14 protein-coding genes are annotated in these 20088 nt (G+C 73.2%); 6 read left to right on the top strand and 8 right to left on the bottom strand.

Going from position 1 to position 20088, the window contains the following annotated elements; genetic code table 11:
• Position 1 precedes the first annotated feature (1 nt).
• On the bottom strand, positions 2 to 793 hold the full coding sequence (locus BLV72_RS27430; protein WP_244320993.1) for a hypothetical protein: 792 nt from the start codon (positions 791 to 793) through the stop codon (positions 2 to 4).
• Positions 794 to 899: 106 nt separating this feature from the next.
• Between BLV72_RS27430 and BLV72_RS27425 the strand changes: the two genes are divergently transcribed.
• A complete protein-coding gene (locus BLV72_RS27425; RefSeq protein ID WP_093465548.1) occupies positions 900 to 1643 on the top strand; it encodes an SIR2 family NAD-dependent protein deacylase in 744 nt (247 codons plus the stop codon).
• Positions 1644 to 1681: 38 nt separating this feature from the next.
• Here BLV72_RS27425 and BLV72_RS27420 read toward each other — a convergent pair whose 3' ends face one another.
• Positions 1682 to 2185 carry a methylated-DNA--[protein]-cysteine S-methyltransferase gene (locus BLV72_RS27420; RefSeq protein ID WP_093465546.1) on the bottom strand — a complete coding sequence of 168 codons (504 nt, stop codon included), beginning with the start codon at positions 2183 to 2185 and terminating at the stop codon, positions 1682 to 1684.
• Between the two features lie 161 nt (positions 2186 to 2346).
• Positions 2347 to 3822: a DNA-3-methyladenine glycosylase 2 family protein gene (locus tag BLV72_RS27415; protein ID WP_093465545.1), complete on the bottom strand. Its 1476-nt coding sequence runs from the start codon at positions 3820 to 3822 to the stop codon at positions 2347 to 2349.
• Positions 3823 to 3974: 152 nt separating this feature from the next.
• Between BLV72_RS27415 and BLV72_RS27410 the strand changes: the two genes are divergently transcribed.
• From BLV72_RS27410 to hemC, 5 genes are all read left to right on the top strand, one after another.
• On the top strand, positions 3975 to 4409 hold the full coding sequence (locus tag BLV72_RS27410; protein WP_244320992.1) for a CU044_2847 family protein: 435 nt from the start codon (positions 3975 to 3977) through the stop codon (positions 4407 to 4409).
• Positions 4410 to 4411: 2 nt separating this feature from the next.
• The gene (locus BLV72_RS27405) at positions 4412 to 6604 is read left to right on the top strand and encodes a VMAP-C domain-containing protein (RefSeq protein ID WP_093465542.1); all 2193 of its coding nucleotides are present in this window, start codon (positions 4412 to 4414) and stop codon (positions 6602 to 6604) included.
• Positions 6605 to 6668: 64 nt separating this feature from the next.
• On the top strand, positions 6669 to 7700 hold the full coding sequence (locus tag BLV72_RS27400; protein ID WP_093465540.1) for an AAA family ATPase: 1032 nt from the start codon (positions 6669 to 6671) through the stop codon (positions 7698 to 7700).
• 24 nt (positions 7701 to 7724) lie between these two features.
• Positions 7725 to 12230 (top strand): SAV_2336 N-terminal domain-related protein, encoded by a 4506-nt coding sequence (locus tag BLV72_RS27395; protein WP_244320988.1) that lies wholly within the window; start codon positions 7725 to 7727, stop codon positions 12228 to 12230.
• A 30-nt stretch (positions 12231 to 12260) separates the two neighbouring features.
• A complete protein-coding gene (gene hemC / locus BLV72_RS27390; protein WP_093465539.1) occupies positions 12261 to 13193 on the top strand; it encodes a hydroxymethylbilane synthase in 933 nt (310 codons plus the stop codon).
• A gap of 50 nt (positions 13194 to 13243) precedes the next feature.
• Here hemC and BLV72_RS27385 read toward each other — a convergent pair whose 3' ends face one another.
• From BLV72_RS27385 to BLV72_RS27365, 5 genes are all read right to left on the bottom strand, one after another.
• On the bottom strand, positions 13244 to 14656 hold the full coding sequence (locus BLV72_RS27385) for a phytoene desaturase family protein (RefSeq protein ID WP_208905745.1): 1413 nt from the start codon (positions 14654 to 14656) through the stop codon (positions 13244 to 13246).
• A 45-nt stretch (positions 14657 to 14701) separates the two neighbouring features.
• Entirely contained in the window at positions 14702 to 15529 is an 828-nt protein-coding gene (locus BLV72_RS27380) for an inositol monophosphatase family protein (protein WP_093465536.1), read from the bottom strand.
• A gap of 271 nt (positions 15530 to 15800) precedes the next feature.
• On the bottom strand, positions 15801 to 17297 hold the full coding sequence (locus BLV72_RS27375) for an MFS transporter (RefSeq protein ID WP_093465534.1): 1497 nt from the start codon (positions 17295 to 17297) through the stop codon (positions 15801 to 15803).
• 103 nt (positions 17298 to 17400) lie between these two features.
• Complete coding sequence (locus tag BLV72_RS27370) at positions 17401 to 18438, bottom strand: methyltransferase (protein ID WP_093465532.1); 1038 nt, start codon at positions 18436 to 18438, stop codon at positions 17401 to 17403.
• 87 nt (positions 18439 to 18525) lie between these two features.
• A complete protein-coding gene (locus BLV72_RS27365; protein WP_093465531.1) occupies positions 18526 to 20076 on the bottom strand; it encodes an NCS1 family nucleobase:cation symporter-1 in 1551 nt (516 codons plus the stop codon).
• Between the last annotated feature and the right edge of the window lie 12 nt (positions 20077 to 20088).

The raw sequence follows: 20088 nt of genomic DNA, 5'->3' as shown, positions 1-20088 counted from the left end.
GTCAGCGCTCGGCGGTGTCCCACTGACTGCCCAGCCAGCCGCCGTGGCTGTCGAGGAGGGCGACCAGGGAGGCGGCCACACGGTCGTCCCACCAGTCCGCCACGGCCGTGAGCTCGAAGGCGGCTCCGGGGCCGCTGTGGAAGTCGAGGACGATACGGCGGTCCAGCCGCCATCGGGTGCGGCGCGGGGTACGGGCGGGGTCGCCGCCGCCGTTGAGGATGCTGCCGATCACGATCAGCAGTTGGAGGGGCAGGGACAGCCACCACACGCCCCACCAGATCGGCCGCCCCTTGAAGCCGACGGCGGGCCGGGAGCCGGTCTGCTGGACGGTCCAGCGGGTGCGGAGGCCGCCCTTCATCGCCGGGCGGCGGGTGACGAGGGCCAGGGGTTCACCGGCGGCGCCCAGGACTTCATAGGCCGCCGGGCCGCCCTTGGTGGCCGACTTGGTCACCACCTGCGCGAACACCTGCCCGCGATGGGGGTCTGCCCAGAGGGTGAACGCGCGGGTGCCCTCCTTACGGGCGGCACGGTATTCGGGGAGGCCGCCGCCGGGTGGGTTCCACCGCTCGGGGAAGGCCAGTGGGCGGCTGGTGCGGCCCCGGTGGGCGGGGCCGTCGGACATCCGTATCGCCCAGGGGACGCCGCCGTCCTGGGCGTGGCTCTCCGGGGCGTGGGCCTCCGGGGCAGGGGTCTCCAGGGCCTGCGTTTCCTGCGCCTGGCCCTCCTGGGCATGCCCTTCCCGCGGTTCGTCCTCCTGTGCGTCGTGGCCGGTCAGCCACAGGAAACGCGCCATTCCCCCACTCTCCCCGTCCGCCGCTTCCGTCCCGGTGCCGGGCGGACTTTACCCGTCAGGGGAAAGCCGCTCGCCGTCGGCCGCGCGGCGTGCGTACGCTCGCCGCATGAGCAGCGAGACAACGCACCGGCCACTGGTGGCGATCCTGAGCGGGGCGGGCATCTCCACCGACTCCGGGATCCCCGACTACCGCGGCCCGCAGGGGCTTTGGCGGCGCGACCCCGAGGCCGAGAAGCTCGTGACGTACGAGTACTACATGACCGACCCGGAGATCCGGCGCCGCTCCTGGCAGATGCGGCGCGACAGCGAGACGCTGCGCGCCCGGCCCAACGGTGCGCACGAGGCCGTCACCCGGCTGGAGCGCTCGGGGGTGCCGGTGCGGGTGATCACCCAGAACGTGGACGGGCTGCACCAGATCGCCGGGATGCCCGCGCGCAAGGTGCTCGAACTGCACGGCACCGCGCGGGCCGTGCTGTGCACCCACTGCGAGGCGCGCTCCGGGATGGAGGAGGCGCTGGAGCGGGTCGCGGCGGGTGAGCCGGATCCGACGTGCGGGGACTGCGGCGGGATCCTGAAGTCGGCCACGGTGATGTTCGGGGAGAGCCTCGATCCGGAGGTGCTGACCGAAGCGGTCGCGGTGGCGCAGGCGTGCGAGATCTTCATCGCGGTCGGCACCAGCCTCCAGGTCCAGCCCGCGGCCTCGCTCGCCGGGCTGGCCGCCGAGCACGGCGCCCGGCTGATCATCGTCAACGCCGAGCCGACGCCGTACGACGAGCTCGCGGACGAGGTCGTCCGCGAGCCCATCAGTACGGCTCTGCCCGCCCTGCTGGACCGCATCGCCGCGGGCTGATCACTGACTTCGGCTTCGGCTGATCACTGACTTCGGCTTCAGAAGAGGCCGGGCAGTTGCTGCCGTGCCTCGAACTCCAGCAGCCGCCGCTTGCGGTCCAGGCCGCCGCCGTAGCCGGTGAGGCTGCCGCTGGAGCCGACGACGCGGTGGCAGGGGACGATGATGCCGACCGGGTTCTTGCCGTTGGCCAGGCCCACGGCACGGGACGCGGTCGGCTGCCCGATGTGGTCGGCCAGCTGCCCGTACGACCACGTCTCGCCGTACGGGATGCGCCGCAGCTCGGCCCAGACGCGGCGCTGGAAGGGCGTGCCGTCCAGGTGCAGCGGCAGGTCGAACGCGGTCAACTCGCCCTCGAAGTAGGCCGCGAGCTGGCGGACGGTCTCGGCGAAGGGCGCGTCGTCGCGGTCGCCGGGCGCGCCGAAGGTCTCCTCGGGCGGACGGTGGCGCTGCTCGACCATGTAGAGGCCGGACAGCTCCGGGCCGGTGGCCACGAGGGTGAGCGGGCCGTAGGGGCTGTCGACGACGGTGTGGGTGCGATTCACGAAATCCTCTCGGGTGCGGGTGCGGGTGCGGGTTGGGCGGCTTCCCCGGTAACGGGCTGCCGTTTCGTTGCCGGGTGCGAGCCGGTGGCCGTTTGTGCCCACCCGTGCCTCCCCCAGCTACCGCTGGGGGTGCCCCCTGCGGGACGATTGCCCGCAAACGGTCAGGCCGCGGGCAGGCGGTTGATGGCGTGGGCGGCGTCCGTTGCCCAGAGGTACTGGACGGCGTACGCGCGCCAGGGGCGCCAGCGCGTCGAGTGGCGGGTGAGGGCGCCGGGCGTGGCGGGCAGCCCCAGTTCGGCGGCGGCGCGCCGCACCCCGAGGTCGGTCGGGACGAAGGCGTCCGGGTCGCCGAGGGCGCGCATCGCGATCACCTCGACGGTCCAGGGGCCGAGCCCCGGCAGCGTGCCCAGGGCCGCGCGGGCATCGTCCCAGTCGCTGCCGACGCCGAGTGCGACCCGGCCCTCGGCGAGCGCGCCGACCAGCCCGGTGAGGGTGGCGCGGCGGGTGCGGGGCATGGCCAGCGTCTCGGGGTCCAGCCCGGCGAGGGCCTGGACGGACGGGAAGAGGTGGGTCAGGCCGCCCGCCGGGTCCTCCACCGGTTCGCCGTGCGCCGCCACCAGGCGCCCGGCGTGGGTGCGGGCGGCCGCCGTGGACACCTGCTGGCCGAGCACGGCGCGCACCGCGAACTCGTCCGCGTCCACCGCGCGCGGCACCCGCCGCCCCGGGGCCTTGTCGACCAGCGGGGCCAGCATAAGGTCCGTCCGCAGCAGGTCGTCCACGGCGGCCGGGTCCGCGTCGAGGTCCAGCAGCCGCCGGCAGCGGCTGATCGCCCCGGCCAGGTCGCGGAGGTCGGCCAGGGAGAGCTGGCAGGCGATGTGGTCCGGCCGCGGGCTCAGGGTGACCACCCCGGGCCCGTACGGCAGCCGCAGCGTCCGCCGGTAGGCGCCGTCGCGCCACTCCTCGACCCCGGGGACGGCGGTGGCGGCCAGATGCCCGAAGAGGTTGTCCGGGCACAGCGGCGCCCGGAACGGCAGCCGCAGCGTGAGCGCCCCGGGCACGCCGGCCCGCGGCCCGCGGCCGGCCCGCTGCCGCAGCTCGGTCGGGGAGAGCGCGAAGACCTCCCGTACGGTCTCGTTGAACGCGCGGACGCTGGCGAACCCGGCCGCGAAGGCGATGTCCGCCATCGGCAGCGCGCTGGTCTCGATGAGCAGCCGGGCGGTCTGCGCCCGCTGCGCCCTGGCCAGCGCGAGCGGGCCCGCGCCGAGCTCGGCGAGCAGCTGCCGCTCGACCTGCCGGGTGCTGTATCCCAGCCGGGCCGCCAGGCCCGGCACCCCGTCCCGGTCCACCACGCCGTCGGCGATCAGTCGCATGGCCCGCGCGACGAGGTCGGCGCGCTCGTTCCACTGCGGCGACCCGGGGCTGGCGTCCGGACGGCACCGCTTGCAGGCCCGGAAGCCCGCCTGCTGGGCGGCCGCGGCGCTGGGGTGGAACCGCATGTTCTCGGCCTTGGGCGCGACGACCGGACAGCTCGGCCGGCAGTAGATCCCGGTGGTCACGACGGCGACGAAGAACCACCCGTCGAAGCGGGCGTCCTTCGCCTGGGCGGCGCGGAGGCAGCGGTCGGTGTCGGTGTGCATGGGTCCAGCATCCGTCAGCGGGCGGGTGCGTTCTCGCGGGAATCCGACATTGACCTCACCGGGCCACGCCCGCCCGCGGCGCCCCGCGCCACCTCCCCGTTCCGGCGGTGTTTGGTGCGAAGGGGCAGACCGGGGGCCTGATGATCGGCATGATGAGGAATGTGACGGAACACCGTGAGATACCCCTGGCGAACGGCACCACCGTACGGCTGGAACTGGCTCCCGTGGGGGACGCCTCCCTCGAGGACGCGTACGGCGGCGTCGGTGGCGTGACCCCGGTGGGGCGCGGTGCGCAGGCCGCGGCCGCCCTCGCCAACGCCGGTCTGAGCGTCATCCTCCAAGGGCTGGGACAGGTGCTGGAGGAGGTGCACGACGCCGTCCGCACGACTCCCCATCCGCCGCAGGAGTTCACCGTGCAGTTCGGGGTGCAGATCGGCCAGGACCTCAAACTCGGCATCGTGGGGGCCAATGGGAACGCCAACTTGACGCTCTCGGCCACCTGGAGGCCGTCGGAGCAGCCCGAGCCGACCGTGCCGCCGCAGATGCCACAGCCGCCGCAGCCGTCCCGGCCCGGCTCCTCGGCCTGACCATGGGGTGGTTCCACGCACACGGGTCCCTGTCACGGCCCGCCGTATCCATTCTCGCCAAGGCCGACGGAAGACCGGCGGGCGCGGGCGTCCTGCTGCCCCGCCGCCATCTGCTGACCTGCGCTCATGTCGTCAACAGCGCCCTCGGAAAGGACCGGCTGGCCCCGGATCACCCGGGCCCGATCGCCGTTCCCGTACGGCTCCACGGACCGGAGCACACCGTCGAGGCCGAGGCCGAGCTGGCGGTATGGATACCGCCCCGGACCGACGACGGCGGCCTGGGCGCCTTCGAGTGGAACGGCGACCTCGCCGTACTGCGGCTATCGGCCACTCTGCCGCCGGCGATCGAGCCGCCGCGCTGGCACCCGATGGCCCAGCGGCAGCTCGTACGGGCCTGGCACGGCAGCGGTGAGCCAGGGGTCTTCGCCGATGCCGAAGTGAGCGAATGTGACGGGCGGTTCGGCTACTTCGACGGCGCCGAGCGGGCCCTGGACATCGAACCCGCCTACAGCGGCGGCCCGTTGTGGTCCAACGAGGAGGGCGCCGTCGTCGGGCTCGTGACGGCCAAGCTCCGCATCCAGGGGACGCTGCGCCGCGCCTGGGGGATCCCCTGGCAGCGCGTGGCGCGGGAGCTGCACGACGCCGGGGCGGGCCATCTGCTGCCCCGCCAGCCCGAGGAGGACGTACGCGACCACCCGGGCTACGCGGAGCTGGTCTCCCTGCTGGACGGGCCGCTGCCGCTGTCCGAGGGCTGGCTACGCTCCTGCCGGACGGTCGCCCGGCAGTGCGGCCTCGGCCATCGCGCGGACGGCGTGCCCTCCGCCGACGAGTTCGCCCATCTGCTGCTCACCCGGGGGCGTGCGCTGCCCGCGCTGGTGGAGGCGGTGCGCGGCACGGCCGGCACGGTGGCCGACGACCTGCTCGCCATCGGACGGCGTTGCGGTCTGCCCAAGCTGCTCTCGCCGGGTGAGCACGGGCGGCTGCTGGTCCTGCTGCGCGCACTGCCCACGGGCGCCGCGGCCGGTGTCCCCGGGGCCGTACGGGCGGCGCTGCCGCTGGCGGCCCTGCCCGCGGCGCTGCTCACCGGCCACGACGGCAGCGAGGGCGGCCACGGTGATGAGGACAGGAACGGCGCCGGCCCCGGCGGGCGGTTCGAGGCTCTGATCGCCCATCTGGAGGGGCTGCACGGCGACAGCTCGCCGATCGACGACGGGGTCATGGCCGTGCCGGGCCTGCTGCGCGCCGTGGAGTTCGTGGCCGCCGGGTGCTGTCCGACGGACCAGCGCATCGCTCTGCGGCGGTGGAACACGGCGGTCGCCCGCCGCCTCGGCGTCCATGACGCCGCCATGACCGAACGCCGCCTCGAGGCCGAGCAGTGGGCCCAGAGCGCCTCCCGGGATTCCGCGCCCCGCGTCGTGGCGAAGCTGGACCCCTACGGGGCCCCATCGGGCGGCACGTCGGCGACGGCGCGCGAGGAGCCGGAGCGGTACCGGCTGCGGCTGTGGTGCGACGACGGGGACGGGCTGCGCCAGGTGTCGGACGACAGCGAACGGCCGCGCGGCGCCGAGGAGGTGGCCCAGGAGATCTTCGCCGCCGTGGGCTCGCTGCGCCGCCCCGACCCGTCGGGGCCACGGCCCGTCATCGAACTGATCGTGGACCGGGACGCCCTGGAGGTGCCCGTCGACCGCTGGAAGGCCGCCGGGCCGGGCGCGGTGCTCCCCATGCGGCTCGGCACTCCGTACCCCTTGGTCGTCAACTGCCCCGAGCTGCGGGAGCTGAACGGCGGCACGATGCTCGACCAGTGGCGGGAGCGCTGGGTCCGGCTGGACGCCGAGGAGCCCGTGCACATCGACGACGCCACGGCCCCGGACCCGGAGGCGGTGTGCGGGCTGGTCATGGAGCGGCTCACCGCCCGCGTCACCATCGATGTGGCGGCCCACCGGCGCACCGGTGTGGTGCAGATGTGTCTCGCCGCGGGCATTCCGGTGGTGCTGTGGGACCGGAGCGGGGAGGAGGGATCCCCGGCCGTGCGCCACGCGGCGGGGGTGAGCGCCCGTGAACTGCCCGAAGCCGTACGGACCTACCGCACGAAAACCCTGCAGAGACCCGAGGAGTACAGCGGGCGGCCGGTGCTCGCCTGGGCCGACGCCGGGCGGGAGCTGCCACGGCTGGACCTCGCGGACCCGACCGAGTGACGGTGGGACGCGATGGCGGTGCTGGGCGGGGACGGCGGGGCGTGATGACGGCAGGAGGCGCGCGATGTCCGCTGAGGCGGGCCGAAAGGGAGGTTCCCCGATGAATCCACGGGAACGGCACGACTGGCGGCTGTTCCGGGGGGATGGCGTGCCCCGGCGCGTGGAGATGCCACCCGCCCCGCCGTGGCGCCGCTTCGGCGGCGGGGAGCAGACGGTCCCCAGCGGAGACGGGGAGCAGGCGCCGTCCGCTTCCGGTTCCGCGGGCCCGGCGCCGTATCTCATCTCGCCCGAACACGCCGACGTGGTCAACGCCGCCCTCCACCTCCGGCGCCCACTGCTCGTCACCGGCAGTCCGGGGACCGGCAAGTCCTCGCTCGCGCGGGCGGTCGCGCATGAGATGGGGCTGGGCGAGGTGCTGCGCTGGCCGGTCAACAGCCGTTCCACCGTGCAGGACGCGCTCTACCGCTACGACGCGATCGGGCGGCTGCGCGAGACGGCCCTGACGCGCGACCGTGGCGAGACCGAGCCCGACATCGGCAGCTTCGTACGGCTCGGGCCGCTGGGCACCGCGCTGGTGCCGGACGAACGCCCCCGGGTGCTGCTCGTCGACGAACTCGACAAGGGCGATGTCGACCTGCCGAACGACCTGCTGACCGTCTTCGAGGAGGGCGAGTTCGAGATTCCCGAGCTGGCCCGGCTGCCGGAGGGCCAGTCGGTGGTGGAGGTGCTCACCGCACGGGCGGGCGAGCGGGCCACGGTGCGTCGGGGCCGGCTGGTGTGCGAGGAGTTCCCGGTCGTGGTGATCACCAGCAACGGTGAGCGCGACTTCCCGCCCGCCTTCCTGCGCCGCTGCGTACGGTTGGAGCTGCCCACCCCCGACGAGGGGCGGCTGCGGGCGATCGTCACCGCGCATCTGGGGGACGACGCGCTGGAGGAGGTCGATCAGTTGCTGGACGCCTTTCTCCGTCGGCGCGCGGCCCGCGAGCTGGCGACCGATCAGTTGCTGAACGCCGTGTTCCTGCGGGCGGGCGGCATGGACGTGACGGCGGACGGGCTTCTGGAAGCGGTGCTGCACCGGCTGGGCGGGGCGGTGTAACGACGCATGAGCGGGGGTGGCGCTGTGCCGAGCGGCGCGGGGCAGGGCGGCGCAGAGCGGTTGGGGCGGCTCGATGAGGCCATCGCGCTCCTCGCCTCCAGCGGTCTCGAACTCTCCAGGGAGGAGCTGCTCGACGCGCTCTGGCTGGCCGGCCGGCTGCCCGAGGACGATGCGGAGCGGGCGCCCCTGGCCCGCGCGGCGACACGCGGCGGGGCGGCGCTGCCCACCGTACCCACCCGCTCCTCCACCGCCCCGGTCTCCCCCGCCACGCCCGCCCACCGGACCCCCGAGCCGACCGCCCAACCGGCCACGCCCGCCCCTCTCCCCCCTCAGGCAGATCACGCCGCACCCGGCGCCCAGCCGTCCGGCCCCGCCGAGGCGCACCCGGACGATCCGCCGGACCAGCCCCGCCCCCGCCCCCGTGGCGATCAGCGGCTGCGCGGCCTGTACGGCGGAAGCCAGGGCCCCGATACGGAAGGGGCGCTGGACGCGCGGCGCGCACTGCCGCTGCGCGTACCCGAGGACAAGGCGCTGCGCCGGGAGCTGTCCATCGGCCGTGCCCTGCGCCCGCTGAAACAGCACCGCCCCAATCCGCTCAAGCGGGAGTTCGACGAGGCGGCCACCGCCACGGCACTCGCCGAGACCGGTCTGCCGGACGTGGTGACCCGCCCCGCCCGTGAGCGCTGGCTCGATCTCGCGCTCGTCATCGACGACGGGATGTCGATGCTGCTGTGGCGGCGGCTCGCCGTCGAGCTGCGCACCGTCCTGCAGCGCTCGGGCGCGTTCCGCGTCGTACGCGTCCTCGGGCTGCACACGCGCGGCACCGGCGCCCCCGCGCTGCGCGCCCGGCCCTACGCCCCGGACGCGCCCAGGCTCGCCACGACGGCGCTCTCGGATCCCTCCGGGCACACGCTGGTGCTCGTGGTGAGCGACGGGGTGGGAGCCGCGTGGCGCGACGGGCGGATGGGGCAAGTGCTGGCGCGCTGGGCGGGGGTCGGCCCGACGGCGGTGGTGCACGCGCTGCCGCCCCGGCTGTGGGAGGGCTCCGGGATCCGGGCGCGGCGCCGGCAGGTGCGGACCCGCAGACCGGGCTCGGCCAATACGGACTGGACGGTCGCGGATCCGGTGCTGCCCGCCGCCCTGGCGCGTTTCGAGGGGGTGCCGGTGCCGGTGCTGGAACCGGACGCCGGGCCGCTCGCCGACTGGGCCCGGCTGATCGCCTCGGCGAGCGGTACGGCCGTTCTGCCGCTGCTGGATCCGGGGCGCGGCGGCCCCCGCCCCGCCCCGGCCGCCACCGTCCCCAGCCCGGCCGCCGCTCCGGCACCGGCCGATGAGCTGAGCCGTGTCCAGCGCTTCCGGGACGCGGCGTCCCCGGAGGCCTACCGGCTGGCGGCCCATCTGGCCGCCGTGGCCCCGCTGCCGGTGCCGGTGATGCGGATGGTGCAGAAGGCGGTGGACGGCCGGACGGACACCGGACGTCTCGCCGAGGTGTTCCTGGGCGGCCTGATGCGCCCCGTCGCACCGCCCGCCTCGGCGGGACCGGACCCGCTGCCGCCCGAACACCGTCCCTTCGCCTTCGCCGACGCGGCGCAGCGGGCCCTGCTGGGCGCGGTGCCGCTGTCCGAACTGGTCGCGACCAGCAAGCTGATCGGCCGCCGTCTCGAGCAACTGGCGGGCCGCTCCCCCGACTTCCCGGCCTGGCTGGCCCACACTGCCGGCAGCGACCGACTCCCGCCCGGTGCCCGCCCCTTCACGGCGGTGGAGCAACGCTTGGCGGCCCGGCTGGGGGCACCGCCGCAGCCGTCGGTGTTCACGACCCCGACGGCGGCGGTGCAGTGGCGCCGTCTGGAACCCCGCGACCCGCGGGTGATCGGTCCGTACCGGCTGCGGAGGGCCGGGCCCTGGGGCGCGCGCGTCGTCCCCTATCTGGGCCGGGACGCCTACGGCGAGGAGGCCGTCGTCACCGTCCTTCCCGGGCTTCCCGCGCCGCAGGCCGCGGCCTTGCTCGGGGTACAGGCCGAAGCACTGCGCCGGATGGACGGGCGCCATGCGCCCCGGCTGCTGCGTGCGGGGCTGGACGAGGACGTTCCATGGGTGTCCGAAGAAGCGTTCCTCGGCCAGCGGCTGCACGATGTCCTTTTCGAGGACGCCGATCGATGGGACGGGCACACCGCCCTCGCGTTCGCCCGGCGGATCGCGGACGCGGTGCGGGTGTGCGCGGCCGAGGGGATGGCGCACGGCGACCTCACCGTCCACACCGTGCATGTCGTCGGTGAGGACATCTTCGTGACCGGCTGGTCCTCGGCCTGCATCGACGGCGCCCCGTCCCCGTCGTCCCTCGGGCACCACCGGCCCACTCCCGAGGACAACGTCGGAGACCTGGGCGACATCCTGCTGTGCCTCGGCGGCGGGGGGCTGATGTATACGCACGGCCGGGACACCTATGACATGCCGCGCTGGAGCGGCGCCGCGTGGCAGCCGGTCCGGGACATCGTGATGGCATGCCTGGAGAGGCAGGGCCGCCCCACGGCCGCACAGGTCTGGGAGCTCCTCACCGACTTCCGGCCGGACGCCGGGACACCGGAGCCCCGCGCCCGACACCCCCGGACCGAGCGGCCCATCGTCTGCGCGCAGTGCGGCAGCCCGCCGGCCCCGGACGACCGCTTCTGCGATGTGTGCGGTGGGGATGTGCTGACGACCCCACCATCGCCGACGCCGCCCGACTCCGCTCGCGCCTCCCGCCCGGAGCCCGAGAGCGGCCTGCCGTCTCTCGACGGGTATCGGGCCTACCGCAGGCTGGGCGGCAGTCGGGGCTACGGCGTCTATCTGGCCCATCGGCCGGGCGCGTCGAACGACGTGGTGATACGCCACGCCCCCGGCGGCACCGCCCAGGGCATCGGGCGGCGACTGCGGACCGAGGCGGAGGCGCTGCGGCGGATGTCCGGGCACTACGCCCCCCGGCTCCTCGTCGACGCCTCCTCTTCCGACGCTCCATGGCTCGTGGTGGAATGCGTCCGGCTCCCCGATGGCTCACCGGCCCCACCGCTGTCCTCGCTCATGGGCCGAAGGCCCGACGGCTCGCCCCGGTTGGACGCCGAGCGGGCCGCCACCATCGGCCTCCGCATCGCCGAAGCGGTGAACATGTGCTCGCTCAAGGGCGTCGTGCCCGGGCCCCTGACGGCGGACACCGTGCTCGTCACCGACAGCACGGTGAAACTGATCGGCTGGAGCGACGCGAGCATCGGCGACCGCCTCCCGGGAGCTCCCACCGCCGCGGACAGCGTCTACGCCCTGGGCCAGATCCTCCGCGATCTGAGCGACGCGCAGCCGACCGGTGAGCTCATCCGCACCATGGACCTGTGGCGCAATCCCCAACTGCTCTCGACCATCTCCGCCTGTCTGGACGACCGGCCGGGCAGGCGCCCGTCGGCGGGGCGGGTGGCGGACGTCTTCGTCCAGTGCCTGACGACCATGTCGACGTCGACGTCGATGCAGATGCCGATGCAGATGCCGATGTCGTACGAGGCCGAGACCTCGGACACCCTTCAGCCGGCGGCCGAGACGTCGGATGATGCCGAGCCCGAGTCCCCGGCGGACCCCGGGCCCGCCCCCACGACCGCCCCCACGGCCACTCCCGAGCCGTCGCCGAAGCGGTCCGGGCCCTCGTTCACCCGAGCCCTGCGGTCCCTGTTCCAGCGCGGCGGGAGCGGCCCCGAGGCCGCCATGGGGCATCTGCTGGAGCAGGTGCGCCTCCCCCGCACCGAGAGCTGCCACCTCGCGGTCATCAGCCGTGCGGTAGGGGCCGGTCGCACCACCACGGCCATCGCGCTCGGCGATGTCCTCGCGAGCGCGCACCGGGGCAAGGTCATCGCACTCGACGCGATCCCCGGCGGGGACGCCCTCGGCCGTCGCGTTCAGCGTGAGAGCGAGGCGACCATCCAGGATGTGGTCCGGGCCGTCCTCGACACCGACAACAGCGACTTCAGCTCCGTCCGGCGCTTCACCTCTCAGACGCCCAGTGGGCTCGAGGTCCTCGTCGGCGACCCGCGCCCGTTCATTCTGCGGGACCGCACACCCGAGGTGAACAACCGCGAATACCGCGCTGTCATCGCCGCTCTGCGCCGGCGCTATCCGGTCATCCTGTCCGCTTCGGACACCGGTGGGCTCCGCGACTTCGTGCCCGAGCTCCTCGACCTCACCGACCAGCTGATCATCGTCACCAGCCCCTCCGTGGAACGCATGAGGAGCGCGCACACGACCCTGGACCGGCTGATCCAGGGCGGACGCGGGGACCTCGTGCAGCGCGCCATTGTGGTGCTCAACACACATCGCGAATACCCGCTGGCAGACCCCGAGCGCCTCGCGGTGGGCTTCCGGGTCCGCTGCCGCGGCGTGGTCGTCGTGCCATACGACCAGCATCTGGCAGCTCCGGGCGAGATCGACCTCCAGCGACTGGCGCCCAGGACCCTCGACGCCTACCTCGACATCGCGGCACTGGTCGCCGAGGGCTACCCCGGGGCCGGGGATTGAGCGGGCCGCGGAGGGCCTATCCTCTACGCCATGTCCGCCGATTTGATCCGCATCGTCTCCCGCTCCTCCCCCATGGCCCTCGCCCAGGTCGAGCGGGTCCGCGCCGAGCTGGCCGCGCTGCGGCCGGGCATCCGTACGGAGGTCGTGCCGGTCACCACCTCCGGGGACCGCTGGATGGGCGATCTGTCGAAGCTGGGCGGGAAGGGGGCGTTCACCAAGGAGGTGGACGCCGCGCTGCTGGCGAGCGAGGCTGACCTCGCGGTGCACTGCATCAAGGACGTGCCCGCCGACCGCCCGCTGCCCGCGGGCACGGTCTTCGCGGCCTACCTCAAGCGGGACGACATCCGTGACGCCGTGATCCACCCCGAGGGGCTGACCCTCGACGAGATGCCCGCGGGGGCCCGGATCGGCACCTCCTCGGTCCGCCGCATCGCCCAGCTGGCCATCACCCACCCGGAGCTGGAGTGCGTGCCGATGCGCGGCAACGCCAACCGCCGGCTGGAGAAGCTGGACGCGGGCGAGTGCGACGCGCTGATGCTGGCCGTCTCGGGGCTGGAGCGGATCGGCCGTACGGACCGGATCAGCGAGATCCTGCCGGTGGACACCATGTGCCCGCCGATCGGGGCCGGGGTGCTGGGGCTGCAGTGCCGCGAGGACGATACCGAGACGATCGAGGCGGTGGCCGGGCTCGGCGACGCCGACGTCTGGAAGGAAATCAGCGCGGAGCGGATGCTGCTCCATGTGCTGCAGGGGCACTGCAACTCCCCCATCGCGGGCTACGCCAAGGCCGAGCGCGACGGCCGGCTCTCGCTGCGCGCCCGGGTCTTCAGCCCGGACGGCAAGACGGTGCTGGACGCCCACGAGTGGGCGGGCCCGCTGGACCCGGCCACCCTGGGGACGTCGGTCGCGGTGGCGCTGCTGCGGCAGGGCGCCCGCGAGGTCATCGACACGATCCCGCACTGACGCGGCCGCTGCCCCCTCCCGGGGCTTTCCGGGCCCAGGGCTCCAGGGCCCTACCGCGCCCGCAGCCTCCGCCACACCGCCCGCGCCGCATGGTGCCCCGACATGCCGTGGACGCCGGGCCCCGGTGGGGTGGCGGAGGAGCACAGGAAGACCGCCGGGTGGGCGGTGGCGTACGGGACGCGGGCGAGCTTGGGCCGTATGGCCGCCTGGATGCCCTCGAAGGCACCGCAGGCGATGTCGCCGTCGATGTAGTTGGCGTTGCGCGCGGCGAGTTCGGGCGGTCCGGCCACCGCACGGGCCAGGACCAGATCGCGGAAACCGGGGGCGAAGCGCTCGATCTGACGCTCGATCACCTCCGTGGCGTCGCCCTTCCACCCGCTGGGCACATGGCCGTACGCCCAGAAGGTGTGCTGGCCCTCCGGGGCCCGTGAGGGGTCGAGCAGGGTCGGCTGAGAGGTGATCAGGAACGGGACGGAGGGGTCGCGCCCCTCGACCGCGGCCCGCAGCGCCGCGCCGATCTCGCCCGAGGTGGGGCCGACATGGACGGTGCCCGCGCGCCGGGCCTCGGGCGCGGTCCACGGCACCGGGCCGCAGAGCGCGTAGTCGACCTTGAAGGCGCTGGCCCCGTAGCGGTAGCGGCGGTAGGCGTTGCCGAGACCGGCGATACGGGCCAGGGCGCGCGGCGAGGTGTCGAAGATGTACGCGCGGGCGGGCGGCAGCTCGTCGAGCCGCTTGACCTCGGTGGAGACGTGGATCGTCCCGCCGTTCTCGCGCAGATACGCCCCCAGCGCGTCCACGATCGACTGGGACCCGCCGCGCGGAATCGGCCAGCCGACCTCATGGGCCGCGACGGCGAAGATCAGGGCGGGTCCGCCGGTGGCCAGCGCGCTGGTCGGCGCGATGGCATGCCCGGCCAGCCCGGTGAACAGGGCGCGCGCCTTCTCGTCACGGAAGCGCAGCGGCCCGGCGAGCAGCGAGACCGGCTGCAGCGCGTGCAGCCCGAAGCGGGCCCAGGTGATCGGGTCACGGGGCACCCCGTCCCAGGGGGTGCGCAGCATATCGGGGGCGAGGGTGGCCCATTTGCCCAGATAGGGCGCGAGCAGCCGGCGGTAGGTACCGGCGTCGCGCGGGCCGAGCGACCTGGCGGTCTCGCCGACCGAGCGGGCCAGCACCGCGGCCGAGCCGTCCGGGAAGGGGTGGGCCAGCGGCAGTTCGGGGTGGAGCCACTCCAGGCCGTGCCGGGCGAGCGGCATCCGGTCGAAGGCCGGGGAGCCGATGGCGAGCGGGTGCACGGCGGAACAGGGGTCGTGCCGGAAGCCGGGAAGGGTCAGCTCTTCGGTGCGGGAGCCCCCGCCGATGGTGTCCGCGGCCTCGAAGATCTCCACCGCACAGCCGCGGCGGGCGAGTTCGACGGCCGCGGTCAGCCCGTTCGGCCCGGCACCCACAACGACCGCGTCGAGCATGGACGGCACCTCGGCCCCCTCGTCCTTGAGGAATCAGTGGAACGATCAGCCGGCGGCGGCCAGCAAGCCCAGGATATGCGCAACGGCCGCCTCGTCCCTGGCCGCCGTGAAAGGAAGGGCATTGCCCCCGCTGATCCGGAACGGCTTGCCGTCGAGCGTGGCATGTGCCCCGCCCGCCTCGCCGACCAGCAGCAGACCGGCGGCGTGGTCCCAGGCGTTCTCCCAGGTGAAGGCGACGGCGTCGAGCAGCCCCCGGGCCACGTTCAGATATTCCAGACCGGCCGAACCGCAGGGGCGCACCTCAACTCCCGGCACCTGCAGGCCGGACAGGGCGCGCTTCTCCGCGTCGGTGGTGAAGTCGTAGTGGGAGACGGCGACGTGGAGGACCGCGCCGGGCTCCGGGGAGCCGCAGTGGATCGGCTCGCCGTTCAGCAGGGCGCCCCCGCCACGGCGGGCGATGGCCATCTGGTCGAACACCGGCGCGTAGGTCCAGGACGCGAGGAGCTCTTCGCCGTGGGCGAGGGCGACCAGCGTCGCGAAGCCGGGGTCGCCGTGGACGAACTGCCGGGTGCCGTCGACCGGGTCGACGATCCATACGGGCGCGTCGCCACCGAGGGCGGTGAGCACGGCCGGATCGGCGTGCACCGCCTCCTCGCCCACCACCACGGAGCCGGGCAGCAGCTTGGTGAGGGCGTCGGTCAGATGCTCCTCGGTCTGCCGGTCGGCGATGGTCACCAGGTCGTGCGGACCGTTCTTCTCCACGATCTCGTGGGCGGCGAGCTGCCGGTAGCGCGGCATGACCTTGTCGGCGACCGCCGTGCGGATCGCCTCCTCCACCGCGCCGAGATCACCGGCGAGAAATTCATCGATCATGCGTTCATCGAATCATGTCTCAGCGACGGCAGGTGGCATACCGGCTGCCAGACGATGTCATCGAGGTGAAGGGAGCGACCGCCGCAAATCCCCTTTCGCCCGGCATCCCGGTCCACCCCGCCGACCCGCGGTGCCGCGGGGCGCGGGAACGGGAACGGAGCCAGGCGCCGCAGGTGCGCAACGGGCCCGCTGCAGGGCACCCGGGGCCCGGAACGGACGCGCCGCCGCACGCCAGGCGCGGCGCAGGAACGCGCGCGGCGCCTGGCAGGGATCAGGGCACGCGCTCGGTGGGACGGTCCGCGGTCGGTTCGGGGCTGGGGGCTGCCGGGCCCCGGGCCCGGGGGCCGGTGGTGAGGAGGCCCAGGGTCACGATGGCGAGACCGCAGCCCGCCATGATCGCCCAGCCCAGATGGCTGGCCTCGGGGAAGCCGGAGGCGAAGGGACCGTGCACCCGGGCGGTGGAGACCGAGCCGAGGACGGCGACGCCGAGGGCCGCCCCCACCTGGCGGCCGGTGGAGGTGACCGCGGCGGCCACCCCCGCCTGGGAGCGCGGCATCCCGGACACCGCCGAGTAGGTCAGCGGGGCGTCGAGCATGCCGAAGCCGATGCCGAACGCCACATAGGCGATCACGAGGTACCAGATGGGGGTGTCCGCGCCCACCTGGGTCAGCAGCAGCCCGCACCCCGCCGTACCGGCCCCGGCGATCACCATGGGGATACGTGGGCCGCGGGCGCCGACGATACGGCCCGCGAGCGGTGAGGAGACCAGGGTCATGGCCGCCATCGGCAGCGTGAGCAGCCCGGTGTGCAGCGGGGAGAAGTCCCGTACGTCCTGCAGATACAGGGCGTTGAGGAAGAGGAACCCGGCGAGCGCGGCGAAACCGCACACCGCCGAGGCGATGGCGCCGCTGAAGGAGGGGCTGCGGAAGAAGCGGACGTCCAGCAGCGGTTCGGCGCGGCGCAGTTCATAGCGGATGAGGGTGGCGGCCGCGATGGCCGCGACCGTGAAGCAGCCGACGATCTGCGCCGAGCCCCAGCCCCGGACCGGGCCCTCGATGATGCCGTACGTGAGCGTCGCGAACAGCACGATCACCAGCAGCTGTCCCACCGGATCGAGCCGGCGCGGCCGCGGGGCCTTGGACTCGGGGACGAACAGCGCGGTGAGGACGAGGGCGAGCGCGGCGACCGGGAGGTTGACCCAGAAGACGGCCTGCCAACCGGTCGAGTCCACCAGCGCACCGCCGACGACGGGCCCCAGCGCGATGCTCACCCCCGCGACCGCACCCCACAGCCCGATCGCCCTGGCCCGCTCCTTGGGATCGGTGAAGGTGTTGGCGATGATCGAGACCGCGACGGGGTTGAGCATCGCCCCGCCCATGGCCTGCACCATCCGGAAGGCGATGAGCGAACCGGTGTCGGTGGCGAGCCCGCACAGCAGCGACCCCAGGCTGAACAGCAGCAGCCCGGTCTGGAAGGTCCGGCGCCTGCCGAACCGGTCGGCCATGGAGCCGGAGAGCATCAGCAGGCCGGCGAGCACCACGGTGTAGGAGTCCACCGTCCACTGCAGTCCCGAGGACGAGGCGTCCAGATCCTTCTGGATGGACGGCAGGGCGAGATTCACGATGGTGGTGTCGAGACCCACCATGAACAGGCTGATGCAGCAGATCCCCAGGATCGGCCACTTGTGGCGGTGGTGCGGCGGCGGACCGTCTCCCTCGCTGTCGCTGTCCGCGTCGCCCGGGGCGGCTTGGCTCATGGAGCCGGCCATGGTTCGCCTCCTGGTCGGGGCGGGTCATGCCCCGGCGCACGGACCGCTGCGACCTCCGCATCGAAGGGTCCGCCCGCCGGGGGTGCCTCGCCTGGGTTCCGGACTATGCCTTGCGGCCGGTGATCACGACGGTGTCCGCGCCGAGGGGCAGCCGTCCGGTGGGCTCGAAGCCCACCGCGCGGAACCACTGCTCGTACTCGGCGCCCGTGTAGACCATGCCCTCGCCGGAGGCGATGGTGTGGAAGTAGGCGGACAGCATCGCCGCCCGCTCGGGTCCGGTGCCGTCGTCGTCCTGGCGCGGGGTGACCACGTAGATCCGGCCGCCGGGCGGGAGGGCGCGGGCGGCCTTGGCGAGCAGTTCCTGGATCCGCTCGGAGGACCAGATCTCCAGGAAGTGGGCGAAGAGCACTCCGTCGCAGCCGGTCGGGAACTCGTCGTGGAAGGCGTCGAGGCTCACCGCCCGCACCCGGTCGGCCAGCCCGAGCTTCCCGATCTTCTCGTTGGCGGCGGTGGCCACGGAGGGCAGATCGGCGATGGTGATGCGCAGGTCCGGCCAGCGGTCGGCGAGGTTGGCGGCGTTGATGGCCGTTCCGCCGCCGATGTCCAGGAGATGGCCGCACCCCGAGAGGTCCAGCTTCTCCCCCAGCTCGGCGCCAACGAGCCTGCTCACCGACGACATCATGGTGTGGAATGTGGTCTCCAGCTCGGGATTTTCGGCGAGCCGCCCGTAGAGGGTGGGTGCCGTTCCCGGAATTTCCCGCCGCAGACCGAGGTTGGTGTCTTCCTTGAGGGATTCACAGAACCAGGCCATCGCCCGGTAGATACCGTGCTGTTCCCAGGGAATGTTGGAGGCGGGCGCCTCATCGAAGTTTGCGGTCAGCGGCTTCGAGAGCGGGGTGGTGTGGTAACCCTCGCCGTCCTTGCGCAAAAGGCCGAATACCGTACAGCCGAGAAGGAGGATGCGGGTGGGCTGCTCCTTGAGGTCCAGCCGTGCGGCGATCTCCCGCACGGCCAGACCGGGCTCCTTCTCCACCAGCGCGAAGAGCCCCAACTGGAATCCCGCGCTCAGGAACTGAAACCGATAGTGGGCCTTGTAGAGCCCTCTGAGCTCCACGTCTATCGGTACCTCGGTTTGCGTCATGCCCAACCCTTCTCTGACAAGGAGTCGTTCAGCCGACGGCACATCAGAGCACAAAATCCGAGGTGATTGTAACCATGTTCGAAGGTTTCAGGGGGCGGTAGTGCCTTTTGTTCTCCGGGCCCCGACGGGCAGCATCAGGGCCGTATACAGCGCCAATGAAGCCCCGAGTCCGACCGCCCATCCATAGTCGGCGAGCGGCCGCAGAAACGGAATTAACCCTTCCTTGGGAAAAGGCCCTTTGCCGGGCTGGGAGGCGGAACCGCCCACCGCGAGCACGCCGCCCACCACGAAGGCGACAACCGCCCGCCAGTTCCAGCCGGATGCATACCAATAGCGCCCTTTGGGCCGATACAGATCGGCCAGATCGAGAACGGTACGGCGAATGATCCAATAGTCGGCGATCAGGACGCCCGCGACCGTGCCGAGCAGTCCGCCGACCACCCCGAGCCAGGTGAAGATGTACAGCTCGGGGGTGGAGGTGAGCTTCCAGGGGAAGATGAGCACCCCGACGATGCCGGTGATCAGCGCCCCGGTACGGAAGGTGATGAACTTCGGCGCGAGATTGGCCAAGTCGTACGCGGGCGAGACCACATTGGCCGCGATATTGACCGAGACGGTGGCGATCAGCACCGTGACCAGTGCGAAGAGCAGGCCGAAGACATTGTCGGCCTTGCCCGCGAGCGCCACCGGGTCCCAGATCGGCTCCCCGTAGACCGCCTCGGAGCCGGAGGTCACGAAGACCGACAGCAGCGCGAAGGCGGTCATGGTGGTGGGCAGCCCCAGCGTCTGGCCCCACACCTGGGCCCGCTGGCCCGCGCCGAAGCGGGTGAAGTCGGGGATGTTCAGCGAGAGGGTGGACCAGAAGCCGATCATGCCCATCAGGGCGGGGAAGAAGACCGGCCAGAAGTCGCTGCCCCAGCCCAGCCGGGAGGGCTGGTCGAGCAGCGAGCCGAAGCCGCCCGCCTTGTCCGCGATCCACACCAGCAGCACCACGGCTCCGACGAGAACGAAGGGCGCGGCCCAGTTCTCGAAGCGGCGCAGGGTCTCCATGCCGCGGTAGATGATGGCCAGTTCCAGCACCCAGAAGACCAGGAAGCACAGCCACAGCGTCCAGGGGTAGCCGGCGATCTCCCCGGCCCTCTCCCAGCCGCCCCCGACGACCTTGCCCAGCAGGATGTAGATGCCCTGCCCGCCGATCCAGGTCTGGATGCCGAACCAGGCACAGGCCACGGCGGCGCGGATCAGCGCCGGGAGGTTGGCGCCGCGCAGCCCGAAGGAGGCGCGGGCCAGCACGGGGAAGGGGATGCCGTACTTGGGCCCGGCGTGGCCGGTGAGCAGCATCGGCAGCAGGACGACGACATTGGCGACGGCGATGGTGAAAACGGCCTGCTTCCAGTCCATGCCGAGCGCGACCAGACCGGAGGCCAGCGTCCAGGAGGGGATGTTGTGGGCCATGCCCACCCACAGCGCGGTGAAGTTGTAGGTGCTCCAGCGGCGTTCGGCCACCGGCACCGGGCGCAGGTCCTCGTTGCTGAAGCGGTTGTCGTCCAGGGTCACACCCGGCGGCAGCTCCACCCGGCCGTCGGGGCGGGAGGTGACCGGGTCCGGCTCGGCAGGGGGCGGTGCGGTAGCGGTCATGAGGACCCTCTT

It is taken from the genome of Streptomyces melanosporofaciens, assembly GCF_900105695.1.
Taxonomy (GTDB): domain Bacteria; phylum Actinomycetota; class Actinomycetes; order Streptomycetales; family Streptomycetaceae; genus Streptomyces; species Streptomyces antimycoticus.
This window is presented reverse-complemented; position numbering and strand designations above follow the sequence as displayed.

Coding starts and splice junctions, on each gene's coding strand:
- BLV72_RS27400 (WP_093465540.1), top strand. CDS start 6,669: ATGTCCGCTGAGGCGGGCCGAAAGGGAGGTTCCCCGATGAATCCACGG.
- BLV72_RS27375 (WP_093465534.1), bottom strand. CDS start 17,297: ATGGCCGGCTCCATGAGCCAAGCCGCCCCGGGCGACGCGGACAGCGAC.
- hemC (WP_093465539.1), top strand. CDS start 12,261: ATGTCCGCCGATTTGATCCGCATCGTCTCCCGCTCCTCCCCCATGGCC.
- BLV72_RS27410 (WP_244320992.1), top strand. CDS start 3,975: ATGAGGAATGTGACGGAACACCGTGAGATACCCCTGGCGAACGGCACC.
- BLV72_RS27380 (WP_093465536.1), bottom strand. CDS start 15,529: ATGATCGATGAATTTCTCGCCGGTGATCTCGGCGCGGTGGAGGAGGCG.
- BLV72_RS27415 (WP_093465545.1), bottom strand. CDS start 3,822: ATGCACACCGACACCGACCGCTGCCTCCGCGCCGCCCAGGCGAAGGAC.
- BLV72_RS27405 (WP_093465542.1), top strand. CDS start 4,412: ATGGGGTGGTTCCACGCACACGGGTCCCTGTCACGGCCCGCCGTATCC.
- BLV72_RS27370 (WP_093465532.1), bottom strand. CDS start 18,438: ATGACGCAAACCGAGGTACCGATAGACGTGGAGCTCAGAGGGCTCTAC.
- BLV72_RS27430 (WP_244320993.1), bottom strand. CDS start 793: ATGGCGCGTTTCCTGTGGCTGACCGGCCACGACGCACAGGAGGACGAA.
- BLV72_RS27425 (WP_093465548.1), top strand. CDS start 900: ATGAGCAGCGAGACAACGCACCGGCCACTGGTGGCGATCCTGAGCGGG.
- BLV72_RS27365 (WP_093465531.1), bottom strand. CDS start 20,076: ATGACCGCTACCGCACCGCCCCCTGCCGAGCCGGACCCGGTCACCTCC.
- BLV72_RS27385 (WP_208905745.1), bottom strand. CDS start 14,656: ATGCTCGACGCGGTCGTTGTGGGTGCCGGGCCGAACGGGCTGACCGCG.